The sequence below is a fragment of the Streptomyces hilarionis genome (assembly GCF_024539675.1).
Taxonomy (GTDB): domain Bacteria; phylum Actinomycetota; class Actinomycetes; order Streptomycetales; family Streptomycetaceae; genus Streptomyces; species Streptomyces hilarionis.
In genome coordinates this window covers 18,647-40,409 of sequence record NZ_JAHHIT010000081.1, presented here as the reverse complement: position 1 = coordinate 40,409, position 21,763 = coordinate 18,647, and the positions used below count along the sequence as shown (strand labels likewise).

21 protein-coding genes, 1 pseudogene and 1 riboswitch are annotated in these 21,763 nt (G+C 73.1%); of the genes and pseudogenes, 5 read left to right on the top strand and 17 right to left on the bottom strand.

Features of this window, described 5'->3' with window-relative positions:
• Positions 1-253: 253 nt before the first annotated feature.
• The 3 genes and pseudogenes from KMS84_RS20885 to KMS84_RS20875 form a co-directional block, all read right to left on the bottom strand.
• Positions 254-1,057: pseudogene (locus KMS84_RS20885) on the bottom strand (polyprenol monophosphomannose synthase); the annotation flags it as partial.
• A gap of 569 nt (positions 1,058-1,626) precedes the next feature.
• On the bottom strand, positions 1,627-3,243 hold the full coding sequence (locus KMS84_RS20880; RefSeq protein WP_256917870.1) for an amidohydrolase: 1,617 nt from the start codon (positions 3,241-3,243) through the stop codon (positions 1,627-1,629).
• A 46-nt stretch (positions 3,244-3,289) separates the two neighbouring features.
• Positions 3,290-3,730 (bottom strand): Lrp/AsnC family transcriptional regulator, encoded by a 441-nt coding sequence (locus KMS84_RS20875; RefSeq protein WP_256917869.1) that lies wholly within the window; start codon positions 3,728-3,730, stop codon positions 3,290-3,292.
• A gap of 241 nt (positions 3,731-3,971) precedes the next feature.
• Between KMS84_RS20875 and KMS84_RS20870 the strand changes: the two genes are divergently transcribed.
• Together KMS84_RS20870 and KMS84_RS20865 are read left to right on the top strand one after the other, a co-directional pair.
• On the top strand, positions 3,972-4,427 hold the full coding sequence (locus tag KMS84_RS20870; protein ID WP_256917868.1) for a hypothetical protein: 456 nt from the start codon (positions 3,972-3,974) through the stop codon (positions 4,425-4,427).
• A 271-nt stretch (positions 4,428-4,698) separates the two neighbouring features.
• Positions 4,699-4,965, top strand: coding sequence for a hypothetical protein (locus KMS84_RS20865; RefSeq protein ID WP_256917867.1), 267 nt, complete (start codon positions 4,699-4,701; stop codon positions 4,963-4,965).
• Between the two features lie 112 nt (positions 4,966-5,077).
• Here KMS84_RS20865 and KMS84_RS20860 read toward each other — a convergent pair whose 3' ends face one another.
• The 3 genes from KMS84_RS20860 to KMS84_RS20850 form a co-directional block, all read right to left on the bottom strand.
• Complete coding sequence (locus tag KMS84_RS20860) at positions 5,078-5,737, bottom strand: TetR/AcrR family transcriptional regulator (RefSeq protein ID WP_256917866.1); 660 nt, start codon at positions 5,735-5,737, stop codon at positions 5,078-5,080.
• 74 nt (positions 5,738-5,811) lie between these two features.
• Positions 5,812-5,952 (bottom strand): SCO1431 family membrane protein, encoded by a 141-nt coding sequence (locus KMS84_RS20855; RefSeq protein WP_256917865.1) that lies wholly within the window; start codon positions 5,950-5,952, stop codon positions 5,812-5,814.
• A gap of 90 nt (positions 5,953-6,042) precedes the next feature.
• Entirely contained in the window at positions 6,043-7,461 is a 1,419-nt protein-coding gene (locus KMS84_RS20850; RefSeq protein WP_256917864.1) for a C39 family peptidase, read from the bottom strand.
• A 270-nt stretch (positions 7,462-7,731) separates the two neighbouring features.
• Here KMS84_RS20850 and KMS84_RS20845 point away from each other — a divergent pair, with 270 nt between their 5' ends.
• Both KMS84_RS20845 and KMS84_RS20840 read left to right on the top strand, forming a co-directional pair.
• Positions 7,732-8,352 carry a uridine kinase family protein gene (locus tag KMS84_RS20845; RefSeq protein WP_256917877.1) on the top strand — a complete coding sequence of 207 codons (621 nt, stop codon included), beginning with the start codon at positions 7,732-7,734 and terminating at the stop codon, positions 8,350-8,352.
• Positions 8,353-8,793: 441 nt separating this feature from the next.
• Positions 8,794-10,671 carry an AAA family ATPase gene (locus KMS84_RS20840; protein WP_256917863.1) on the top strand — a complete coding sequence of 626 codons (1,878 nt, stop codon included), beginning with the start codon at positions 8,794-8,796 and terminating at the stop codon, positions 10,669-10,671.
• 18 nt (positions 10,672-10,689) lie between these two features.
• On the opposite strand, the gene KMS84_RS20835 is transcribed toward KMS84_RS20840, so the two are convergent.
• The 10 genes from KMS84_RS20835 to KMS84_RS20790 all read right to left on the bottom strand — a co-directional run bounded on the left by KMS84_RS20835 (position 10,690) and on the right by KMS84_RS20790 (position 19,943).
• Positions 10,690-11,775 carry a hemolysin family protein gene (locus KMS84_RS20835; RefSeq protein WP_256917862.1) on the bottom strand — a complete coding sequence of 362 codons (1,086 nt, stop codon included), beginning with the start codon at positions 11,773-11,775 and terminating at the stop codon, positions 10,690-10,692.
• Entirely contained in the window at positions 11,772-13,097 is a 1,326-nt protein-coding gene (locus KMS84_RS20830) for a hemolysin family protein (protein WP_256917861.1), read from the bottom strand. Before KMS84_RS20830 ends, KMS84_RS20835 begins: the two co-directional genes overlap by 4 nt.
• Positions 13,098-13,303: 206 nt before the next feature.
• Positions 13,304-13,786, bottom strand: a complete 483-nt coding sequence (locus KMS84_RS20825; RefSeq protein WP_256917860.1) for a PH domain-containing protein — start codon at positions 13,784-13,786, stop codon at positions 13,304-13,306.
• Between the two features lie 14 nt (positions 13,787-13,800).
• Entirely contained in the window at positions 13,801-14,649 is an 849-nt protein-coding gene (hisG, locus tag KMS84_RS20820; protein ID WP_256917859.1) for an ATP phosphoribosyltransferase, read from the bottom strand.
• A 64-nt stretch (positions 14,650-14,713) separates the two neighbouring features.
• The gene (locus tag KMS84_RS20815; RefSeq protein WP_200300558.1) at positions 14,714-14,986 is read right to left on the bottom strand and encodes a phosphoribosyl-ATP diphosphatase; all 273 of its coding nucleotides are present in this window, start codon (positions 14,984-14,986) and stop codon (positions 14,714-14,716) included.
• A gap of 33 nt (positions 14,987-15,019) precedes the next feature.
• Positions 15,020-15,505 (bottom strand): 6,7-dimethyl-8-ribityllumazine synthase, encoded by a 486-nt coding sequence (ribH, locus tag KMS84_RS20810; RefSeq protein ID WP_020138141.1) that lies wholly within the window; start codon positions 15,503-15,505, stop codon positions 15,020-15,022.
• A 62-nt stretch (positions 15,506-15,567) separates the two neighbouring features.
• On the bottom strand, positions 15,568-16,857 hold the full coding sequence (locus tag KMS84_RS20805) for a bifunctional 3,4-dihydroxy-2-butanone-4-phosphate synthase/GTP cyclohydrolase II (protein ID WP_256917858.1): 1,290 nt from the start codon (positions 16,855-16,857) through the stop codon (positions 15,568-15,570).
• A complete protein-coding gene (gene pnuC, locus KMS84_RS20800; protein WP_256917857.1) occupies positions 16,854-17,495 on the bottom strand; it encodes a nicotinamide riboside transporter PnuC in 642 nt (213 codons plus the stop codon). Before pnuC ends, KMS84_RS20805 begins: the two co-directional genes overlap by 4 nt.
• Positions 17,492-18,115, bottom strand: a complete 624-nt coding sequence (locus KMS84_RS20795) for a riboflavin synthase (RefSeq protein WP_256917856.1) — start codon at positions 18,113-18,115, stop codon at positions 17,492-17,494. Before KMS84_RS20795 ends, pnuC begins: the two co-directional genes overlap by 4 nt.
• A gap of 145 nt (positions 18,116-18,260) precedes the next feature.
• Positions 18,261-18,391, bottom strand: a riboswitch (FMN riboswitch).
• A gap of 289 nt (positions 18,392-18,680) precedes the next feature.
• Positions 18,681-19,943 carry an ROK family transcriptional regulator gene (locus KMS84_RS20790; protein WP_256917855.1) on the bottom strand — a complete coding sequence of 421 codons (1,263 nt, stop codon included), beginning with the start codon at positions 19,941-19,943 and terminating at the stop codon, positions 18,681-18,683.
• 133 nt (positions 19,944-20,076) lie between these two features.
• On the opposite strand from KMS84_RS20790, the gene KMS84_RS20785 reads away from it, so the two are divergent.
• Positions 20,077-21,297, top strand: a complete 1,221-nt coding sequence (locus KMS84_RS20785) for an MFS transporter (RefSeq protein ID WP_256917854.1) — start codon at positions 20,077-20,079, stop codon at positions 21,295-21,297.
• Here the strand turns inward: KMS84_RS20785 and KMS84_RS20780 are convergent.
• Complete coding sequence (locus tag KMS84_RS20780; RefSeq protein WP_256917853.1) at positions 21,257-21,715, bottom strand: acyl-CoA thioesterase; 459 nt, start codon at positions 21,713-21,715, stop codon at positions 21,257-21,259. The two genes, KMS84_RS20785 and KMS84_RS20780, sit on opposite strands and share 41 nt — an antisense overlap.
• Positions 21,716-21,763 lie beyond the last annotated feature (48 nt).

Sequence of the window (21,763 nt, the reverse complement as noted above, 5' to 3'; positions counted from 1 at the left end):
CGGACGCCGCGGCCTTGACCGCTCCGTCGCCGGACTCCACGGCGTCTCCGTCTCCGGGGGCCTTCACCGACTCACCGTTGTCGACCGCGCCGTCCTTGGCCGCGCCGTCCTTGGCTGCACCGTCCTTGGCGGCGCCGGCCGTGGCTTCGCCGCCCCCGGCGGCCTCGCCGGCGGTGCTCGCGGACTGCGGGGCGTCGGCAGTGGTCCCGGCGCCGGCGTGTGCGGCGTCGCCGCGGGCCGGGGCGGACGGCTGCGGGCGTTCCGGCCGGCCGGCCCCGCGGCCGGTGATCTTGCCGACCCGCTCCCCCACGCCCCACGCCGTGACCCGCCACAGCGCCTCGACGAGGATGTCGCGGCTCATCTTGGAGTCGCCGAGTTCACGCTCGACGAAGGTGATGGGCACCTCCACCACGTGGAACCCGGCCTTGACCGCGCGGCGGGCCAGGTCGACCTGGAAGCAGTACCCCTGGGAGGCCACCTCTTCGAGGCCGAGGCCCTCCAGCGTCTCGCGGCGGAAGGCGCGGTAGCCGCCGGTGATGTCGCGCAGCGGGAGGTCGAGGGCGATGCGGGAGTAGAGGCTGCCGCCGCGCGAGATGACCTCGCGGGACCTGGGCCAGTTCACGACCCGGCCGCCCGGCACCCAGCGGGAGCCAAGGACCAGGTCGGCGCCCTTGAGCGCGGTGAGCAGCCGGGGCAGTTCCTCGGGCTGGTGGGAGCCGTCGGCGTCCATCTCGATGAGCACGCCGTAGCCGTTGTCCAGACCCCACTGGAAGCCTGCGAGGTAGGCCGCGCCGAGGCCCTCCTTGCCCTTGCGGTGGAGCACCTGCACCTGGTCGTCCTCGGCCGCCAGTTCGTCGGCGAGCTTGCCGGTGCCGTCGGGGCTGTTGTCGTCGGCCACGAGGACGTGGGCCTCCGGGACAGCCTTGCGCACCCGGCCGACGATGCTCTTGACGTTCTCCGCCTCGTTGTAGGTCGGAATGATCACCAAGGCCGTGCCGAGCGGACCGAACTGCCGTCCCCGGTCCTGTGCCGCGCGGGTCCCGTCGCCGTCGTTCACTGCTGCCCCTTCAAGTCCGTACGCAGGGGTCCACCATAGTGGCCGCGGCCTGCGATGACGTGACAGGACGTTCGAATGGTGGTGTCGTGCCCGCAAAAGCGGGGTAAGAACGCGCTTTTGGGCTCGTATGTACGCCCGTACCCCGGACGGGCCCGGCGCAAGCCCGCTGCGGATGGGGGCCCGGCGCTCTTCGGGCCGGCCCGGGATCCGCTGGCTGCGGGTCGACCGAAAGCCGTTGTCTACTGAGCGCCCGGGCCCCACCCGGGTCACACCTCCCCGACCGGTCACAACGTTCCCTCACCGCGGCGCGGGCGCTGAGCCTGGCTGCCAGTGGCGGTGCGCCGGCTCGGCACACCGTCCCTGACCCAGCGGCGCCGCGGCGAGTGCGTGGACGTTCTCCGGCGGGGCGTCCGGTGGTGGACTCGGCCGAACCTACCGGCCATCCGCCATCGGCTGTCAACAGCGGTTCGACCTGCGGGTCTTTCGTCAATGCCCTGGTCAGAGGCGAGGAGCGGCGGGCGGCACGACGCCGGGCGGACGGGTGATCTTCGCCGCGCCGGTCCGGGAGATCACTCGCTCGGGCGCACGAACACGGTCCGGCCGCCGACCACCGTGCGCAGGCACACCGGCAGAGCGGCCCCGGGGGTCAGATCGGGCAGCCCGGGAGTGCCGGAGCGGGGGTCGGTCGACCAGCGGGCGACCCGGTCGTCGGGGGCCTGGACGACCAGCTCGTCCGTGCGCCAGACGGCGTAGTCGGCGGGCGCGCCCGGGACCAGGACACCCGCGTCGTCGCGGCCGATCGCGCGCCATCCGCCCCGCGTGTGGGCCGTGAACGCGGCCCGTACGGAGACCCGGTGCCCGGGGGTGCGGTGGAAGGCGGCGGCGCGGACCGTGCCCCAGGGGTCGAGAGGGGTGACCGGGCTGTCGGAGCCGAAGGCGAGCGGGACGCCGGTCCGCAGCAGGGCGGCGAAGGGGTTCAGGGTGCGGGCCCGCTCGACGCCCAGGCGCTGGGCGTACATGCCCTCCTCACCGCCCCACAGCGCGTCGAAGGCGGGCTGTACGGAGGCGGTGAGGCCCAGTTCCGCGAAGGCGGCGATCGTCCGGGGCGTGAGCATCTCGGCGTGCTCCACCCGGTGGCGGGCGGCTCGGATCCGGGCGAGGCCCACCTTGTCGGCCGCGGCGCGCATCCCGTCGACGACGGCGCCCACGGCGGCGTCGCCGATGGCGTGGAACCCGGCCTGGAGGCCGGCCTCGGTGCAGGCCGTCACGTGCGCGGCCACCTCGGCGGCGCCCAGGTAGGCGGCGCCCGTGTGGTCCGCGTCGGCGTACGGGCCGTGCAGACAGGCGGTGTGGGAGCCGAGGGCGCCGTCGACGAACAGGTCCCCGGCGGCGCCGAGCGCGCCCAGTTCCCGGGCCTTGTCGACGTCCTGCTCCGCCCAGTAGCCGACCACGCGCGGGCCGCTCTCCGCGGCCGCGAGCCGCAGCAGGTCCGTGAAGTCGTCCTCGGAGGAGATCTGCGGGCCGCCGCACTCGTGGACGGAGCCGATGCCGAGGGAGGCGGCGTGCGCGAGGGCGGCCCGCTGGGCCTCGGCGCGCTGCCCGGGCGTCACGGCTGCGAACGCCGCGTCGCGCACGACGTGGTGCGCGTCGCGGGTCAACGGCTCCCCGTCCGTGTGACCGGCCGCCGCGCGCACGCCGGGCGCCCGGTCGAGCAGGGCGGTGCTGGCGACGGCCGAGTGGACGTCGATGCGGCTGAGGTAGAGGGGCCGTCCGCCGGTGGCCTCGTCCAGTTCCTCCCGCCGGGGAGGGCGCCCCTCCGGCCACCCGGAGGCGTCCCACCCGTGCCCGAGCAGCACCTTGTCCAGCGGGCGGGCGGCCGCGAACTCGCGCACGCGGGCGAGGGCGGCGGCCAGGGAGGGCGCGCCGGACAGGTCGAGCCCGGTCAGCGCGAGACCGGTGGACGTGGTGTGCACGTGGGCATCGGTGAACGCCGGGGTGACGAGGGCGCCGTCCAGGTCGACGATCTCGTCGACGCCGTCCGCGAAGGCGTCGGCGGCGCCCTCGGAGCCGACCCAGGCGACCTGGCCCCGCTCGACCACCATCGCGGTCGCGAACGGGTCGGCGGGACTGTGGACCTCTCCACGGCGGAGCAGGACGGTCTTCGGCTGGGGGGCGCGCTCACTCATGGGGAACAGTCTCGCGCCTCGCGCCGGCCGCCCGGCACGGGGTCCCTCAGATCCGCGGCGGCCGGGCCTCGTACGGGGTGGACAGGGCGACCGTCGTGCGCGTCGACACCCCGGCGAGCGTCCGGAGCCGCCCGAGGAGCTCCTCCAGTTCGTGCGGGGTGGCCACGCGCACCTTGAGGATGTAGTTCTCGTCTCCGGCGACGCTGTGACAGGCCTCGATCTCGGGCAGGCCCGCGAGTCGCTCGGCGATGTCGTCGGGGGCGCTGGGGTCGAACGGCTTCACCGAGATGAAGGCGGTCAGCGGCAGCCCGACCGCTTCCGGATCGACGACGGCCGCGTAGCCGCGGATGACGCCGCGCTGTTCCAGCCGGCGCACTCTCTGGTGCACGGCGGACGTGGACAGGCCCGTGGCCTTGCCCAGATCGGTGTAGCTCATCCGCCCGTCCTTGACGAGCAGCTGCACGATTTGTCGGTCCAGCTCCTCCATGACGCAAGAACCTACCGTGCGGGCGATCTCCGCGTATACGTATGCAGCGCAGGTCATAGCCGGTTTGTGATGTGCCGGGGCGCGTGCGGCGTGCGGCATCTGCAAACGGCATGTGACGAATGCCACAGCACTTGTCAAGGCTTCGTGATGGCCTCGTGGTTACCGCCGGGACGGGCAGGGAAGTGCTTGCTGTGGTCGAGGCCGCAGTGCCTTCACGGCCCAGTCCGAGGGGGAGAATCCCATGCAGAATCCCAAGCGCCCCGGTCGCACCGCGCCCAAGCGGCTCCGGTCGGTCGTCGAACCCGTGCCGGAGGGCGTCGAACCCTTCGACGCCGACGTTTTCGACGCCGACGACGCCGAGCACTTCGACGCGTACGACACCTTCGAGATGTACCGCGTGATCTGCCCGGACTGCGCGCAGCCCATCGCGCTGCTGGCGGACGAGGAGATCCTTCCGGAGCACGCGCTGTGCGCCTCGCCGTGGAACCCGTTCGGGCTCACGGTCTGCGCGGGGACGGGACGCGCCGCGTCCGAGGCCCGCTGCGCCGACGAGTCCGCGGAGCCCCAGGAGCAGGACACCGCGCTGCTGCTGACGCTCCCTCAGGGCCTGGACTGGCGCACGCAGCCCTTCTCGCACGTCGGCGGCCCGGGCTCACGCCCGATGCGCGTGCCGGTGATGCGCCGCGCCGCGGCCTGACCGACACCTCGCGCCCGCTCCGCCCGTGGTGACGGCGGCCGGCCGGGTCGTGCGCCTCCGTCCGACCCGGTCGGGGTCCGCGTCGTCCGCCAACCCCTTTCCCGCCAGGGCTCCCTGTCGGCCGGTCAGGGGCCCCGCATCCGTGCCGTGTCAGGCTGCCCGACGCGGTGTGGAGGGGTGAGGGGCGGGCGAGAGAACGGGAACACCCACCGAACTCACGCTCTACGGCGGCGGCCGGTGACCTGTTCCGCGGCGCCGCCGTTGCCCTGGCATGACCCCCACCTCTTCGGTCGCACCCGGGCGTCACCGCCAGCTCTTCGTGGCACCGCGCCCGGAACCCGCGCGGGCAGGATCGGTTCCGCCGTCCGCACCGGCCGCTCAGGACCCGCCCATCTACCGCGATCTGCTGCGCACCTGGGCCGACCGGGGCCGGACCCTGCCGGGCCGCCACGACCCCGAGTGGGTGCGGCTCGCGGCTCCGCAGGTGCGGCCGGGGCAGTTCGGCGGCACCGCGGACCCGCTGGGCGACGTGCGCTGAGCGGGCGCCGAGGACGACAGGGCCCTCGCACCAGGCCGAGGGCAACGCCCGGGGCCAGGAGCCTCCCCGGCGGCCCTCTCAGGCGTCCGGCGGAACGTCCGGCACGCCGGCGTCAGCCCTCGCGGCGCGCCGGTCCGGGCGTGGGGAAGGCGGGGTCGAGCTCCTCGATGGCGCGCAGACAGCCGCCCAGCGTCTTCACCAGCAGGTCGACCATGACCGGGCGGGAGAGTTCGGGGCGGTCGATCCACTCCAGCGTGGCCCCCTCCACGCTGCACACCCAGGACAGCAGGGCCATGCGCGGCAGCGGCGGGATGTCGGCGCGGCCGTACGCGCCCTCGGCGAGGGTGGCCACGATCGCCGCGCGCACGCCGTCCCGGATGGCGTGCACCTCGGTGTCGAAGCCGACGCCGCCGCTGACGATCGTGCGGTACGCGGCCTGGTTGTGCTCGGCGTAGCGCAGGTAGCCGTCGATGGTGCGGTGCACCCGGTCCACCTGGGGCAGGTCGATGCCGCTCGCCGCGAAGGTGACCAGGTCGGCGACGGAGTCCTGGATGATCGCCAGGTAGTAGCCGCGCTTGGACTGGAAGTAGTAGTAGATCAGCCCCTTGGCGACATGGGCCTGCCGGGCGATGTCGTCCATCGAGAGGGCGTCGTACGACGTGTCGGCGAACAACTTCCGCCCGATGGAGATGAGTTCGGCGCGGCGCGCCAGTGAGCGCTCGGTGCCGCGCGCCCGGGGGCGGACGACGTCGCGCTGTTCACTGATATTCAATGTCGACCCTGGTCTCGGGCGGTCGGCGGGACTTCCGCAGTATGTCAGGTCAACCGTGCGTCAGGTCACGCCCGTCACAGCAGCCCGAGCTGGGTGACCAGCATCGCGACGACCGCGACGAGGACCCAGCCGGCGAGGTGCTCCAGGATCTTCGGACCGTCGGCGTCGGGGCCCCCGGTGCGGACTCGGGCGGAGGTGGCTGTCTGTGCGGTCATGGTGTCTCGCTGAGGTCGGACGTACTGGTGGATCCCCCCACGATCCGTCCACCTTGCCACCTGTCGGGGCCCGCGCGGCGGAGACGTTGCTCACACGGGGATGCCCACCGCGGCCAGGGCCTCGCGCTGGCGGGCGGTGGGCCGGGCCGGGAAGTAGACGTAGCAGACGCCTCCGCTGCCGGAGGCGACCTTGCCGCTCGCGTTGTGACGCCGGGTCCTGAGCCAGATGTTCTCGAACTCCCGCCGCCGGTAGACGCGCCGCACCGCCGCGTCGTCCGCCGAGAACGGGTCGTTGGCGATCACGTCGCCCCGGGAGGTGAAGCCGATGACCGTCATCAGGTGCCCGGAGGTGCCGTAACCCGCCCCCGTGAGCTCCTCCTTGAGGAAGGACTGGGACGTCATGGCGGGGATCCCGGCGGTGATCAGGGTCTCCAGGTCGGTGAGGGAGCCGAGCCGGGTCACCGTGCCCCGCAGGTCGGCGAAGGTGGCCGCGTAGGCGGCGTTGAACGGCCAGTTGCCGCAGCCGCCGTACTGGTAGTCGTACGTGTACCGGGCCGCGTGGCACACCTGCGGGTCGCTGTAGGAGGGGTCGACCCAGGCCAGTTGCGCGGGGGTGAGCCGGCCGCCCCAGTACTCGACGACCATCTGCGTGGAGGTGGGGCTGCACCACGCCTCGCCGCCGCTGTCGTACTCGGGGTAGCGGCCCCGGTGGATCTCCTGCGAGTAGCGCGGAACGACCAGCTCGCGCGCCGCGGCGGGCACGGAGGCCGGGACGGTGAAGCGGTCGGGGACGTCGGAGCCCATCGCGTCCAGCCGCCACACGGTCGGGGTCGCCGCCGAGCCGGGGCGGCGGTACAGGGTGAGCCGGAGTCTGACGGCGGCGACGCGCAGCCCCGTGGAGGCGTCGTCGACGGCCAGGGTGTCCGTCCACACGGTGCTCGCGCCGTCGCTCTGGCCGTCGACGGAGGTGCGCCGGATGTCCTGGTCGCCCGAGGCCCAGCGGCCCATCACGTACCAGGGGGTGTCCCTGCCGTCGGAGTAGGTGCCCCTGAGCTCGACCTGGAGCCAGGTGCCGGCCGGGGTGCTCGCGTTCCACGAGGCGATCACCTCGGTGGCCGGGACCGCGAGCACCCGGACCGGGGAGGTCCAGGTCGCGTACTCCCAGGCGGCGGTGGCCTTGGTGTGCGGGTCCGTGTAGTCGACGGAACCGAGCGGGTCGGCGATGACGACGCCCGGGCGGGCCCCTGCCACGGCGCGGGTTCCCCGGGCGGCGCCGGCGGACCAGTCGGCGTAGGCGGTCCAGGCGCGGTGGTCCACGAACCGAGCCCGGGCCGCTTCGGCGCCACCGGCGTCCGTCGTGTCGGGCGCGTCCATCGCGTCCCCGCCGTCCGTCGCGTCGGCGGCCTTCCCGGACGGTGCGGCCGCGGCGGCCGGGGCCGGTCCGGCGGCGGCGACGACCGCGGCGGCGGCGAGGACTGTCCTGCGGGACGGCTGTTCGGCTTGGCTCATGGGCGGAAGGACCCCCGAGGTCTCGGCGCGGCTGTGCGCCCACTATGAACGGCCGCGGACGCGCCTTCCAGCACCGCCGCCCGGGCCACGCCCACGGACGAGGGGCCGAACCACCGGTGTGGCGTACGGACGTAGAATTCCGGGGCCGCGCCCGGACCGTGCCCGGTCCCGGCCCCCGCACCGTTCGCCGCCGTTCCGGTCCACGGGTCCCGAGCCCGGGCCCCCGTCGGCCGCCCTCGCCTCCCCGCCTCCTCGCCACCTGGACCCGTCATCCGCCAGCTCGCCTCCCGGCTCCGCCGCCTGCCGCCGTCCTGCGGTCCGGTCCGCCTGATCGGCGTGGACGGCCACGCGGGATCGGGGAAGTCCACCTTCGCCGCGGCGCTGGCGCGGGCGCTCGACGACGCGCCGGTGCTGCACCTCGACGACATCGCCTCGCACGAGGAGCTGTTCGCGTGGACCGGGCGGCTGCTCACCGAGGTGATCGAGCCCTTCGAACGCGGCGAGAACGGGCGCTACGCCCCCTACGACTGGCGCACCCGACGGTTCGGGGATCCGCGGGCACTGCCCTCGGATCCCGTCGTCCTGGTGGAGGGAGTCGGCGCCGGACGCCGTGCCCTGCGGCCCGTGCTCGCGTGTCTGCTGTGGATGGAGATGCCGGCACCGCAGGCCTGGGCGCGCGGGCGGTCACGGGACGGGGAGGAGCAGCGGGACTTCTGGGACGGCTGGGTTTCGGCCGAACGCGGCCACTTCGCCGAGGATCCGTCGCGACCGTACGCCGACCTGCTGGTGCGGCAGTCGCGGGAGGGATACGAGGTGCTGCGGGGGCCGATGGGAGAGTTTGATCCGCACCCGGATGTCACTCACCGTGAGGGACCGGCCGCGATGTGGTGAACTTGTGAAGGCTCGTGCGCTCGAACTTCGCCAACTGTCCCAACTCCGCTTGACCGGCGGCCCGTACAGGTCTTACGTTCTCAATGTGCGGCATCGAAGCCGCTCTCAGGCGCGAAGCCCCCGGTTGTTCCCCCGTGATCGGGGGCTTCGTTCTGCCCTCTTCACGGCTCCCCCACCCCCCTTCCGGGGCCTTGCGCGACGCCGTCCGCTCACCCTGGGTCACGGTAAGGTCGTGCGCCCCGTGTGCTCCCACCTCGTCGAACGGCCTGTGCGGCACCCTACGGCGGGCACCGCCCACGCAGGTACGATGCCCTCGGTGCGACCTGGACGACTGCTGCGCGCACCTTGCAACTCCGGTCCGCGGCACAGCGGTTCGACCAAGGCAGCCGACGGGCGACGGCTCGGCGGCAGACCGACGGGGCACGGTTTGTGGGGGACGTGATGGACTTCGGCACGCAGGGCCCCGAGGCCCCGGCCGACCTGGCCTGGCTGCGAGGCGTGGACGCCTACACGATGGGCGCCTATCCGCAGGCGGAGGAGGAGTTCCGCACGGCGGTGCGGATCGATCCCGGGATGGCCGACGGCTGGCTCGGGCTGCACGCGCTGCGCGTCGACACGACGACCGCGCTGCTGCGGATGTTCCGCCACCGCGAGCGCTTCGGCGAACAGCGCACCCGGCACCGTCGCACCCTCAACTCCTGGTACTGGCTGGGCTGGTGGGTGCAGCCGGTGCTGGAAAGCCCGCGCGACCTGCTCCTCGCGCACGCCTCGCACTGGCTGGACGGCCGCCATGTGCCCGAGCTGGACCGGGCGCTCGCCGGGCTGCCGCCCGTCGACGCCGACCACCAGGTCCGCTTCCTGCACGCCTGCCGCGCCTACCTGGTCAAGGACTGGGAGCAGCTGGTCCGGCACACCGACCCGCTGCTGGACGACTCCCTGCTGGGCATCGAGGCCGGGCTGTTCGGCGGGATGGCCCGGGTGCGCCTGGAGATGTACGGACAGGCCGAGCCGCTCCTGTCGGCGGCGCTGATGCGCTGCCGCAGCGAGCAGCCGCAGCGCAAGGAACTGCGGTACTGGCTGGCCCGGGCCCACGAGGGCACCGGGCGGTCGGCGGCCGCCCTCCCCCTGTACCGGGCGGTCCACCGCGTCGACGCCGCGTTCATGGACACCTCCGCCCGGCTCGCCGCGATCGCCGAGGGCGACGGGTGCGACGGCTACGACGACACGGCCGACCTCGCGGCGATCACGCTCACCGGGATCGGGCAGGACGCGGTGGACGGGCCGGACGGCTTCGACCCGCTGTTCGGCGTCGAGGGGCGCGATCTGCGGCTCACCGAGCCCGCCGATCCGCCGCCCGTCGTGCCGCTGGCGCCGGTGGCCGAGCCCGCCGCGCGCAGAGCGAACACCGTTCCCTCCCCGCCGTTGCCTGCCGGGCCCACCGACCCCGACCTCCTGGAGGCAGCACTCGCCGAACTGGAGCGCATGGTCGGGCTGGAGCCGGTGAAGCGGCAGGTGAAGGCGCTGTCGGCGCAGCTGAACATGGCCAGGCTGCGGGCCGGGCAGGGCCTTCCGGTCCAGCCGCCCAAGCGGCACTTCGTCTTCTCCGGCCCTTCGGGCACCGGAAAGACCACGGTGGCGCGCATCCTCGGCCGGGTCTTCTACGCGCTCGGTCTGCTGGGCGGCGACCATCTCGTGGAGGCCCAGCGGGCCGACCTGGTGGGCGAGTACCTGGGCCAGACGGCGGTGAAGGCCAACGAGCTGATCGACTCCGCCCTCGGCGGTGTGCTCTTCGTCGACGAGGCCTACTCGCTGTCCAACTCCGGATACGGCAAGGGCGACGCGTACGGCGACGAGGCGTTGCAGGTCCTGCTGAAGCGGGCCGAGGACAACCGGGACCACCTGGTGGTGATCCTGGCCGGCTATCCGGAGGGCATGGACCGGCTGCTCGCCGCGAACCCGGGGCTGTCGTCCCGGTTCACGTCCCGCGTCGACTTCCCCTCCTACCGGCCCCTGGAGCTGACCTCGATCGGCGAGGTGCTGGCCGCGGAGAACGGCGACGCGTGGGACGAGGAGGCGCTGGACGAGCTGCGCTCGATCGCCGGGCACGTCGTCGACCAGGGCTGGATCGACGAGCTCGGCAACGGGCGGTTCCTGCGGACGCTGTACGAGAAGAGCTGCGCGTACCGGGATCTGCGCCTGTCGACCTACCCGGGCGCGCTGACCCGGGACGACCTGTCGACACTGCGGCTCGCCGACCTCATGCAGGCCTACGGCGAGGTGCTGTCGGGCAGGGGGCCGCAGGACCCGTCGGCGCGATGACGGATCCCGCGGCCCGTCTCAGCTGGCCAGCGCCTGCTCCGGTTCGTCGCGCGCCGTCGGCTCCGTCAGCAGCACGCCGGAATCCTCCCGGTGGGCGGGGTCGGTGACCTCGCCCACGAGCAGCTCCAGCACGTCCTCCAGGGCGACCAGGCCGAGGACCCGGCCGGAGGCGTCGGCGACCTGGGCCAGGTGGGTCGCCGCCCGACGCATCACCGTGAGCGCGTCGTCGAGCGGCAGGTCGGACCGCAGCTTCGTCATCGGGCGCCACACCTGCTGGGGCACCGCCCGCTCCGAGTTCTCCAGGTCCAGGACGTCCTTCACGTGCAGGTAGCCCATGTAGGCGCCGTTGTCGGCGGCCACCGGGAACCGGGAGTACCCGGTGCGGGCGGTCAGCTCCACGATCTCGCCCGGAGTGACCGACGGGCTGACCGTGACCAGCGACTCGCGTCGCAGGAGCACGTCGGTCACCGGGCGGGAGCCCAGCTCCAGCGCGTCCTCCAGCCGCTCGCGCTCCTCGGGGTCGAGCAGCCCGGCCTGACCGGAGTCCTCCAGCAGCCGGTTCAGCTGCTCGCTGGTGACGACGGCCTCGACCTCGTCCCTGGGCTCCACGTGGAAGAGCCGCAGGATGCCCTGGGCGCAGGCGCCGAGGGCCACGGTGATCGGCCGGCAGACCCGGGCGAAGGCCACCAGCCCGGGGCCGAGCCACAGCGCCGCCTTCTCGGGGGCGGCCATGGCGAGGTTCTTCGGCACCATCTCACCGATGACGAGGTGGAAGAAGACCACGGCCGCGAGAGCGATGACGTAGCCCAGCGGGTGGATCATCCCGTGCGGGAGGCGGATCCACTCGAACAGCGGCTCCAGCAGGTGGGCGACCGTCGGCTCGGCGACCGCGCCCAGGGTGAGGGAGCAGACGGTGATGCCGAACTGGGCCGCCGCCATCATCTGCGGCAGACTCTCCAGGCCGTAGAGGACCTGGCGGGCCCGGGCGGTGCCCAGGGGCTCGATCTGGCTGCGGCGCACGGAGACGAGGGCGAACTCGGCGCCGACGAAGAACCCGTTGGCGAGCACGAGCAGCGCGGCGAAGAGGAGTTGCAGGGCGCTCATCGGGCGACCTCCACGACCTGGCCGGTGCGCACCAGCCGGACCCGTTCGGCCCGGTAGTGGCCGATCCGGCGCACCGAGAGCCGCCAGCCGGGCAGTTCGGCCCGGTCGCCGACGGCAGGGATGCGGCCGAGGAGGTCGGCGACGAGGCCCGCGACCGTCTCGTACGGTCCCTCGGGGACCTCCAGCCCTATGCGCTGGAGGGTGTCGACGCGGCAGCTGCCGTCGACGTCCCAGGCGGGCCTGCCCTCCTCGGGCGGGGCCGCGGCCAGCTCCGGGGTGTCCTGGCCGTCGTGCTCGTCGCGGACCTCGCCGACGATCTCCTCGACGATGTCCTCCAGGGTGACCACCCCGGCCGTGCCGCCGTACTCGTCGACGACGACGGCGATGGGCTGCTCGCTGCGCAGCCGGGCCAGCAGGGGCTGCACCGGCAGCGTCTCGGGGACCTGGAGGGCCGGGCGGGCGATCCGGACGACGGGGGTGCGCAGCCGGTCGTGGACCGGGACCGCCAGGGCGTCCTTCAGATGGACCATGCCGACGACTTCGTCGATCTTCTCGCGGTAGACCGGGAACCGGGACAGGCCCGTGGCGCGGGTCAGGTTGACGACGTCCTCGGCCGTGGCCGACGACTGCAGGGCGCTGACCTTCACGCGGGGGGTCATGACGTGCTGCGCGGTCAGCTCGGCCAGCGACAGCGTCCGCACGAAGAGGTCGGCCGTGTCCTGTTCGAGCGCGCCGGCCTGGGCCGAGTGGCGGGCCAGCGACACGAGCTCGCCGGGGGTTCGCGCGGAGGCCAGCTCCGCGGTGGGCTCGACGCCCAGGGCGCGCACCAGCCGGTTGGCCACGGTGTTCAGGGCCGCGATCACCGGCCGGAAGAGGCGGGAGAAGCCGGCCTGCGGGCCCGCGACGAACCGCGCGACCTGAAGGGGCTTGGACACCGCCCAGTTCTTGGGCACCAGTTCGCCGACCACCATCTGCACCGCGGAGGCCAGCAGCATGCCGACGACCACGGCGACACCGGAGACGGCCCCCGCGGGGACGCCGATCGCGGTGAACGGGCCGCGCAGCAGCGCCGCGAGCGCCGGTTCGGCGAGCATGCCGACGACGAGGGAGGTGATGGTGATGCCGAGCTGGGTGCCGGAGAGCTGGAAGGACAGTTCCTTCAGCGAGCCGACGACCGTACGGGCCCGTCGGTCGCCCTCGGCGGCGGCCTTCTCGGCGTCCGGGCGCTCGACCGTGACGAGGCCGAACTCTGCGGCGACGAAGAAGCCGTTGGCGAGGATGAGCAGGAACGCGGCTGCCAGGAGCAGCAGGGGATGGGTCATGATGCCGCCGCCTGTGATCCAGGTCGGACAGGGGCGGCGCAGGTACTACAGGACGAACCGTCCATCGCCGGAGGGAGTCACTCCTCGGGTAGCAGGAACCCCCGTGAGCCCGGCAGGGCACAACAGGGGCGGAGGCGCAAGGACAGCGCCTCCGTCACCAGATTAATCAAGACAGGGCCTCGAACGGCAGGGTGGACGGCCCCGAGTCAGCCCTGATCTTGTTCCGTGGGCGTCTCGGGGTCCCGCACCGACCGGGCTTCCGCGAGCGCCCGCAGGCCGCGCGCGTCGGCGATGGCCTGCCGCTTGTCGATGCCGGGCTGGATGCCGAGGGCCGGCAGGCTGGTGCCGTCGCTGAGGTCGAGGAAGACCCAGGGATCGCCCGGACGGAGGTTCACCCGGAGGATCTCGGCCCACGCGAGCCGCCGGCGGCCGGCGATGTTCACCACGGTGACGCCGGCGTCGTCGGCGACGACCCGTACCCGGGCGATCCGGGCCAGCACCCAGAAGATGAGGGCGCCGGTCAGGATGAAGCTGAGCCGCTCCCCCGGGCCGAGCTGTTCGAGCAGCATCGCCACGGCGGAGATGACGACGAGGATCGCCGCTCCGGCCGTGAGCAGCACCGCCCGGGTGCGGCCGGGGCGGAAGGTGACGGGGAGGGTGGGCAGGTCGCCGCCCGTGAGATCGGACATGTTCCCGTATGCGTTCAGAGCCGGCAGGCGTGGATGGCCGTGGTGAGGATGGCGCGGGCGCCGATGTCGTACAGGTCGTCCATGATCCGCTGGGCCTCCTTGGCGGGGACCATGGCGCGGACGGCGACCCAGCCCTCGTTGTGCAGCGGGGAGACGGTCGGCGACTCCAGGCCCGGCGTCAGCGCGACGGCCTTCTCCAACTGCTCGACCCGGCAGTCGTAGTCCATCATCACGTAGGTCCGCGCGACCAGGACGCCCTGGAGGCGGCGCAGGAACTGCTGGACCCTGGGCTCGGCGGCGTCCGCGCCGGTGCGGCGGATGACGACGGCCTCGGACTGCATGATCGGGTCGCCGAACACCTCCAGGCCGGCGTTGCGCAGCGAGGTGCCGGTCTCCACGACGTCGGCGATGACCTCGGCGACGCCCAGCTCGATGGCCGTCTCGACGGCGCCGTCGAGGTGGACCACGGAGGCGTCGACGCCCTGCTCGGCCAGGTGCTTGCCGACGATGCCCTCGTAGGAGGTGGCGATCGTGCGGCCCTTGAGGTCGTCCAGGGAGTGCGCGGTGCCCGGCTTGGCGGCGAAGCGGAAGGTGGAGCGGGCGAAGCCGAGAGGGAGGATCTCCTCGGCCTCGGCGCCGGAGTCGACCAGCAGGTCGCGTCCGGTGACGCCGATGTCGAGGCGCCCGGAGGAGACGTAGATCGCGATGTCGCGGGGGCGGAGGTAGAAGAACTCCACGTCGTTGACCGGGTCGACGATCCGCAGTTCCTTGGACTCGCGGCGCTGGCGGTAGCCGGCCTCATGCAGCATCTCCCCCGCGGGGCCTGACAGGGAACCCTTGTTGGGGACGGCGATGCGCAGCATGAGGTCGGCTTCCTTCACGTGGAACGGGGGCGGGTGTGTGCTGAAGGGGGTGCGGAGGGCGTTTCTACAGGTGGGCGTAGACGTCGTCCAGCGAGATTCCGCGGGCGACCATCATCACCTGAACGTGGTACAGCAGCTGGGAGATCTCCTCGGCGGCCGCTTCCTTGCCCTCGTACTCGGCGGCCATCCAGACCTCGGCGGCCTCTTCGACGACCTTTTTGCCGATGGCATGGACGCCCTTCCCGACCAGTTCGGCGGTGCGGGAAGTGGCGGGGTCGCCATTGGCGGCCTTCTGCTGGAGCTCGGTGAAGAGCTCCTCGAAAGTCTTGTTCGACATGGTGAGGTCAGCCTAGCTCCCAGACCGGGTCGGTCAGTGCCAGGGTTCGGATACTGAGCGCAGGGTGGCCGCGGTGGCCACCGCCGCCGTCACCGCCTCGTGCCCCTTGTCCTCGTTGGAGCCCTCCAGGCCGGCCCGGTCCAGGGCCTGCTCCTCCGTGTCGCAGGTGAGGACGCCCATGCCCACGGGCACCCCGGTCTCGACGGAGACCTGGGTGAGGCCCTGGACGACGCCCTGGCACACGTACTCGAAGTGCGGCGTGCCGCCCCGGATGACGACGCCGAGGGCGACGATCGCGTCGTACCCGCGACCGGCCAGCACCTTGGCGACGACCGGGAGCTCCCAGCTGCCGGGGACCCGCAGCAGGGTCGGCTCGTCGATGCCGAGGTCGTGCAGGGCGCGCAGCGCGCCGTCGACCAGACCGTCCATCACCTTCTCGTGCCACTGCGCCGCGATGACGGCGACCCGCAGGTCGCCCACATTGCGTACGGACAGTTCCGGTGCGCCCTTGCCGCTCACGTCTCTCCTCTGGTGCCGTGCCGGTGATGCCGTGCCGGCCGATCGTGTGGGGTGGTCGTCGTTCACTGGTTGCCGCAGGGGGACACGGGGGCCGCGTCCAGCCAGGGCAGGTCGTGTCCCATCCGGTCCCGCTTGGTGCGCAGGTAGCGGATGTTGTGCTCGCCCGCCTGGACGGGCATGGGCTCGCGCCGGGTGACCGCGATGCCGTGCCGGACGAGCGCCTCGGTCTTGTCGGGGTTGTTGGTCATCAGACGCACGCTGCGCACGCCGAGGTCGTCGAGGATCTGCGCGCCGGCCCCGTAGTCGCGGGCGTCGGCGGGCAGGCCCAGTTCCAGGTTGGCGTCCAGGGTGTCGTGGCCCTGCTCCTGGAGTTCGTAGGCGCGCAGCTTGGACAGCAGCCCGATGCCGCGGCCCTCGTGTCCGCGCAGGTAGACGACCACGCCCCGGCCCTCGCTCTGGATGCGCTCCAGGGACGCGTCGAGCTGGGGGCCGCAGTCGCAGCGCTGGGAGGCGAAGACGTCGCCGGTGAGGCACTCGGAGTGGACGCGGACCAGGACGTCCTCGCCTTCGCCGATGTCGCCGTGGACGAGGGCGACGTGCTCGACGCCGTCGACGGTGGAGCGGTAGCCGTAGGCGGTGAACGTGCCGTGGACGGTGGGCAGGCGGGTCTCGGCCTCACGGCGCACGGTGGGCTCACGGTCGCGGCGGTAGGCGATCAGGTCCTCGATGGAGATGATCGTCAGGCCGTGCTTGCGGGCGAAGGGGATCAGCTCCGGCAGCCGGAGCATGCGGCCGTCCTCGCCCGCGATCTCGACGATCGCGCCGGCCGGTCGCAGGCCCGCCAGGCGGGCGAGGTCGACGGCGGCCTCGGTGTGGCCGTTGCGGGTCAGCACGCCGCCGGACCTGGCCCGCAGCGGGAACACGTGCCCGGGCCGGACGAAGTCGGCCGCCTGCGCCCGGCCGCCGGCCAGCAGCTGGAGGGTGGTGGCGCGGTCGGCGGCGGAGATGCCGGTGGTGACGCCGTGGGCGGCGCTCGCGTCGACGGAGACCGTGAACGCCGTCTTCATCGACTCGGTGTTGTCCGCGACCATCTGCGGGAGCTCCAGCCGCTCCAGTTCCTCCGCCTCCATGGGGGCGCAGATCAGGCCGCGGCATTCGCTCATCATGAAGGCGACGATCTCGGGGGTGGCCTTTTCCGCGGCGACGACGAGGTCGCCCTCGTTCTCGCGGTCCTCGTCGTCGACGACCACGACGGGGCGGCCGGCCGCGATGTCGGCGACGGCCTGCTCGACCGGGTCGAGGGAGAAGTCCTCGACGTCCTCGGCGCTGTGGAGAATCGGTGCCGTGGTCATGCCGGCGCTCCTTCCAGAGCGGGTTGCGAAGCCTTGCGGGAGCGCAGCCACCAGTCGCGCATGCCCCACAGGACCAGCGCGCCGTAGATGACGTACACGAAGCCGGAGAAGGCGTAGCCGTTGGCGAAGTTGAGGGGGACCCCGACGACGTCGACGAGGAGCCAGGCGATCCAGAACTCGACCATGCCGCGCGCCTGGGCGTACATGGCGACGATCGTGCCGACGAAGATGTAGGCGTCGGGCCAGGGGTCCCAGGACAGCGACGGGTGGGCCTTGAAGAGCAGGGCCACGGCGACGGTGCCGAGGGCGGCGGCGCCGGCCATGGCCGCGCGCTCGGTCCAGGTGGCGAAGCGGGGGGTGATCTGGCCGTCCGCGGAGCGTCCCCTGCTGCGGTTCCACTGCCACCAGCCGTACAGGGCGACGACCATGACGACGACCTGCTTCCCGGCGCTTCCGGCCAGGTGGCCGTAGAAGGCGACGAAGAGGACGAGGCCGGAGAGGAACTGCACCGGCCAGGTCAGCAGCGAGCGGCGCCAGCCGAGGGCGAGGGTGATCAGGCCGAGGATGTTCCCGATCATGTCCGACCAGATGATGTGCTGGTCGAACATGACGAAGGCCTCGGAGTTCAGCCAGTTCACAGCGCCGCTCCCGGGGTGCCGGCCGTGCCCTGCGTGCTCGCCAGCAGGCGCTCCACGTACTTGGCGACGATGTCCACCTCGAGGTTGACCGGGTCGCCGGGCTGCTTGAGGCCGAGCGTGGTCAGGGCGAGGGTGGTGGGGATGAGGCTGACCGTGAAGTGGTCGGCGCCGGCGTCGACGACGGTCAGGCTGATGCCGTCGACCGTGATGGAGCCCTTCTCCACGACGTACCGGGCGAGTCCGTCGGGCAGGGAGATCTTGACGATCTCCCAGTTCTCGGAGGGCCTGCGCTCCAGCACCGCGCCGGTGCCGTCGACGTGGCCCTGCACGATGTGCCCGCCGAGGCGTGCGCCGACGGCGGTGGGACGTTCGAGGTTGACCCGGGAACCGACGCCGAGGGCGCCGAGGCTGGAACGGTTCAGGGTCTCCGCCATGACGTCGGCGGTGAACTCGTCGCCCTCGTGCTCGACGACGGTGAGACAGACCCCGTTCACGGCGATGGAGTCGCCGTGCTTCGCGCCGTCGGTCACGACGGGGCCGCGCAGCCGGAAGCGGGAGGCGTCGCCGAGATTCTCGACGGCGGTGACCTCACCCAGCTCTTCGACGATTCCGGTGAACACTTCCCGGGTCCTCCTGCCTCTTCGGGCACGGACTCCGGGGCCTGTCGATGACGACAGCAGGTACGGGCGAGAGCACCGGGGCGACGCCGGACAGACTCGTCCACGGACGAGTACGTATACGGCGACGCGCACGAATGCCCGCCCGCCGCGCACTGCCTCCCATCCGGACTTTAACCGTCGGTCCAGGAATTTCACCTGGTCAACCGGCCGCTGGAAGCGGCCGGGTCGCGGACTGTAACCGCCGGTTCGGACTTTCACCGACCCCGGAGTGCGCTGCTTCTGGTACAGGGCCAGTGTGCCACGCCGGACGCAGGTCCATACGGGTGACGCATGTGGGGTGGGTCACAGAGCGTCGCGACCCCAGCGCGCCTCCGTCACCGCTGCCCTCGGACTCCACCCATTGGTCCATACCTATTGACGCAGTGGTCTAGTCCTTTCTAGGGTCGAGCTCTACGGCCCGGTGGCGGTGACGACGGCCCTTGCCCGCCGCCGGGTCCCCTCTTCCTCCCGCGCGTGCGGCACGGCTCCCGAGCCCGGCGGTCGGTCCAGGAACGCGCGTCCGCGCTCAGACCTCCCGCTCACCGCTGCCGAACAGCTCGTCCTGCGCGCACTCGCGGGCCGTGAGCAGCGCCCCGCGCAGGACCGCGCCCCCGCCCAGGGCGCTGGGCCGCACCCGCGTGGGCAGGGGCGCCATCCGGCGCAGCCGCCCCGCCACCCGCAGCGCCAGCTCGTCACCGCCCGCCCGGCCGACCTCGCCGCCCAGGACCACGCAGCCGGGGTCGAGGACGGCGACGACGGAGGCGGCTCCGAGGGTCAGGCGGTCGGCGAGGGCGTCCAGGAACCGATCGGCGGCCGGGTCCGGGACCCGCTCGGCAGGCCCGGCGGCATCGGCGGGCGCACGACGGCCGGCCGGGGCGGACCGGACCGCGTCGACCGCCCGGCGCACCAGTTCGGCCGCCACCGGCTCGTCCGTCCGTCGCCGGGCCGGGGCCGTCAGACCGTGCTCCCCGGCCAGGGCGGTGATCGCCGCCGAGCCGGCCAGGGAGTGGAAGCCGCCCTCGCATCCCGTGGCCGAGGGCAGGCCGTCGGTGCCCGGGACCGGCAGGAAGCCGATCTCACCGGTGCCGCCGGAAGCGCCCCGGCGCAGGTCGCCGTCGAGCACGACGGCCGCGCCGATGCCGTGGCCGAGCCACAGCAGGACGAAGGTGTCGCGGTCGCCGGCGCCGCCCTCGCGCTGTTCCGCCAGCGCGGCCAGGTTGGTCTCGTTCTCGACGTGCACGCGGGCGTCCGGGAACCGCTCCTGAAGGGCGGCCACCAGTCGGCGGTGCCATTCGGGCAGCCCGCCGGAGTCGCGCAGTTCGCCGCTCACCGGGTCGACCAGGCCGGGCGCGCCCACGACCAGGGTGTGCAACGGGTCCGCCTCCGCGCCCTTCACCGCCCGCTCGACCAGGGCGACCGCCCGCTCGACGGCGGTGCCGGTGCCGGTGTCGCCGCCGATGGGCACGGACGCTTCGGCGAGCACCCGGCCGACGAGATCGGAGACGAGCACCGTGACCCCCTCGGTGCGCACGTCCAGGGCGGCCAGGTGGGCGCGGCCCGCGACGATGCCGTAGAGCTTCGCGTTCGGTCCGCGGCGCTGCTCCCCGCTCTCCCCCGCGACCTCGACCAGCCCGGAGGCCGTGAGGCGTTCGACGAGGTCGGCGACGGTGGGCCGGGACAGACCGGTGAGCTCCTTCAACCGCCCCGCCGTCAACGGGCCTTCGCGTTGCAGCAGCCGCAGGGCCAGCCGGTCGTTGATGACCCGGGCGGTGCTCGGGGATGCGGGCATGGCGGGAATCCTCCCACGGCGCAGGGGGACTCGGTCGACGGGTCGCGACCGGCCCCTCTATTTATCAGGCAGGGTTCCTGATAGTTTACGTCGGCATCGCGACGAGGCGGCGCGAACCCGGAAAGGGCGAGGCATGAGCGGAGCGGCCGACGCGGTCCACACCCCCACGCAGGTACGGCGGGCGCGGTACGCCGTCGCGGCCGTGTTCGCCGTGCACGGCGCGGTCACCGGTTCGTTCGCCACCCGGGTGCCGTGGATCCAGGACCACGCCGACGTCTCCACCGGGCAGCTCGGGTTCGCCCTGGCCTTCACCGCGTTCGGCGCGGCCTGTGCGATGCCGCTGGCCGGCTCGATCACCCATCGCCTCGGCAGCCGGACGGCCCTGCGCGCGCTGCTCGCGCTGTGGACGCTGTCGCTGCTCCTGCCCGCTCTCGCGCCGAACCTGCCGCTCCTGTGTCTGGCGATGTTCACGTACGGCGCCGCCGCGGGCATGGCGGACGTCGCGATGAACGCCCTCGGCGTCGAGGTGGAACGCCGGCTCGGCAGGTCGATCATGTCGGGCCTGCACGGCATGTGGAGCGCGGGCGCCCTGGTCGGCTCGGCCGGCGGGACGCTCGCCGCGCACCTCGGCTCGGACGCGCGCCTGCACCACGCCCTGGCGGCGGCCGTCCTCACCGCCGGCGGGCTCGTGGCCTGCCGCTGGGTGCTGGACATCAGGCCGGCGGAGGACGAGGAGCCGCCCCCGCGGTTCGCGCTGCCGCCCCGCTCGGCCCTGCTGATCGGCGCCGTCGGGTTCTGCGCGGTCTTCGCGGAGGGCGCGAGCCTGGACTGGTCGGCGGTGTACCTGCGCGACCGGCTCGCCTCCTCGGCGGGGGTCGCGGCGGCCTGCACGACCGGCTTCATGTTCACCATGGCGGTGGCCCGGATCGGGGGGGACGCGGTGGTGAACCGGTTCGGGGCGGTGCGCACGGTGCGCGCCGGGGGCGGCCTGGCCGTGCTGGGCGGGCTGCTGATCGTCGTCGCGGGCCATCCGGCGGTGGCGATCGGCGGGTTCGGGCTGATGGGGCTCGGCATCGCGGTCGTCGTGCCGCTGTGCTTCGCCGCGGCCGGCCACAGCGGCCCCAACCCCAGTCAGGCCATCGCGGGCGTCGCGACCATCACGTACACCTCAGGACTCGTCGCCCCCAGCCTGATCGGCGGGGTGGCGCAGGCGACCAGCCTGACGGTGTCCTTCGTCGTCGTGACGGTGCTCGCCTTCGGGCTGGTGACCTTCGCCGGCGTGCTGCGCGGCGGCGAGCGCACCGGCGCGAAGGTCAGTCCGCGGGCCGCAGCAGTGCCCGACCCCCGCTCCTGAGGGTCTCGCTCCAGGGCGCGGGGCGCATGGTCGCGGCGTCCAGCCGCACGAGGACCCGTTCGCCGCGCGCGTAGGTCAGCGTCCCGTCCGTCGAGCAGAACCGGAAGCCGTAGGTCAGCCCGGTGGTGCCGAGCCGCTCCAGCCACAGGTGCACGGCGTACGCGCCCGGCCTGGTGACCGGGGCCTCGTAGCTGACGCGCAGTTCCTTCACGGCGTTGCAGGCGTCGCCGGCGGTGGCCCAGTCGCCCTCGAACCGCACGCCGTGCTCCTGCCACAGCTCGGTCCAGGCGCGTTCGACCATCAGCGGGTAGCGGGCGTTGTGCAGCAGTCCGAGCGCGTCCAGGTCGTCGAAGTGGACGGTGACGGGGACGAGCCGGCCGTACGACACAGCGGGGGCGGGCGGGGCTTCGGCGGTCACGGCGGGCGCTCCTGTGCGTGTATGGAACAACGACCACCATCCTAAGCC

Excerpts from the sequence above, each read along its gene's own strand:
- KMS84_RS20790 (WP_256917855.1), bottom strand. The coding sequence starts at position 19,943 with ATGCCCGCATCCCCGAGCACCGCCCGGGTCATCAACGACCGGCTGGCC.
- KMS84_RS20805 (WP_256917858.1), bottom strand. The coding sequence starts at position 16,857 with ATGACCACGGCACCGATTCTCCACAGCGCCGAGGACGTCGAGGACTTC.
- KMS84_RS20785 (WP_256917854.1), top strand. The coding sequence starts at position 20,077 with ATGAGCGGAGCGGCCGACGCGGTCCACACCCCCACGCAGGTACGGCGG.
- KMS84_RS20870 (WP_256917868.1), top strand. The coding sequence starts at position 3,972 with ATGCAGAATCCCAAGCGCCCCGGTCGCACCGCGCCCAAGCGGCTCCGG.
- KMS84_RS20855 (WP_256917865.1), bottom strand. The coding sequence starts at position 5,952 with ATGACCGCACAGACAGCCACCTCCGCCCGAGTCCGCACCGGGGGCCCC.
- KMS84_RS20825 (WP_256917860.1), bottom strand. The coding sequence starts at position 13,786 with ATGTCCGATCTCACGGGCGGCGACCTGCCCACCCTCCCCGTCACCTTC.
- KMS84_RS20830 (WP_256917861.1), bottom strand. The coding sequence starts at position 13,097 with ATGACCCATCCCCTGCTGCTCCTGGCAGCCGCGTTCCTGCTCATCCTC.
- KMS84_RS20865 (WP_256917867.1), top strand. The coding sequence starts at position 4,699 with ATGACCCCCACCTCTTCGGTCGCACCCGGGCGTCACCGCCAGCTCTTC.
- KMS84_RS20850 (WP_256917864.1), bottom strand. The coding sequence starts at position 7,461 with ATGAGCCAAGCCGAACAGCCGTCCCGCAGGACAGTCCTCGCCGCCGCC.
- KMS84_RS20815 (WP_200300558.1), bottom strand. The coding sequence starts at position 14,986 with ATGTCGAACAAGACTTTCGAGGAGCTCTTCACCGAGCTCCAGCAGAAG.
- KMS84_RS20840 (WP_256917863.1), top strand. The coding sequence starts at position 8,794 with ATGGACTTCGGCACGCAGGGCCCCGAGGCCCCGGCCGACCTGGCCTGG.
- KMS84_RS20880 (WP_256917870.1), bottom strand. The coding sequence starts at position 3,243 with ATGAGTGAGCGCGCCCCCCAGCCGAAGACCGTCCTGCTCCGCCGTGGA.
- hisG (WP_256917859.1), bottom strand. The coding sequence starts at position 14,649 with ATGCTGCGCATCGCCGTCCCCAACAAGGGTTCCCTGTCAGGCCCCGCG.
- KMS84_RS20835 (WP_256917862.1), bottom strand. The coding sequence starts at position 11,775 with ATGAGCGCCCTGCAACTCCTCTTCGCCGCGCTGCTCGTGCTCGCCAAC.
- KMS84_RS20875 (WP_256917869.1), bottom strand. The coding sequence starts at position 3,730 with ATGGAGGAGCTGGACCGACAAATCGTGCAGCTGCTCGTCAAGGACGGG.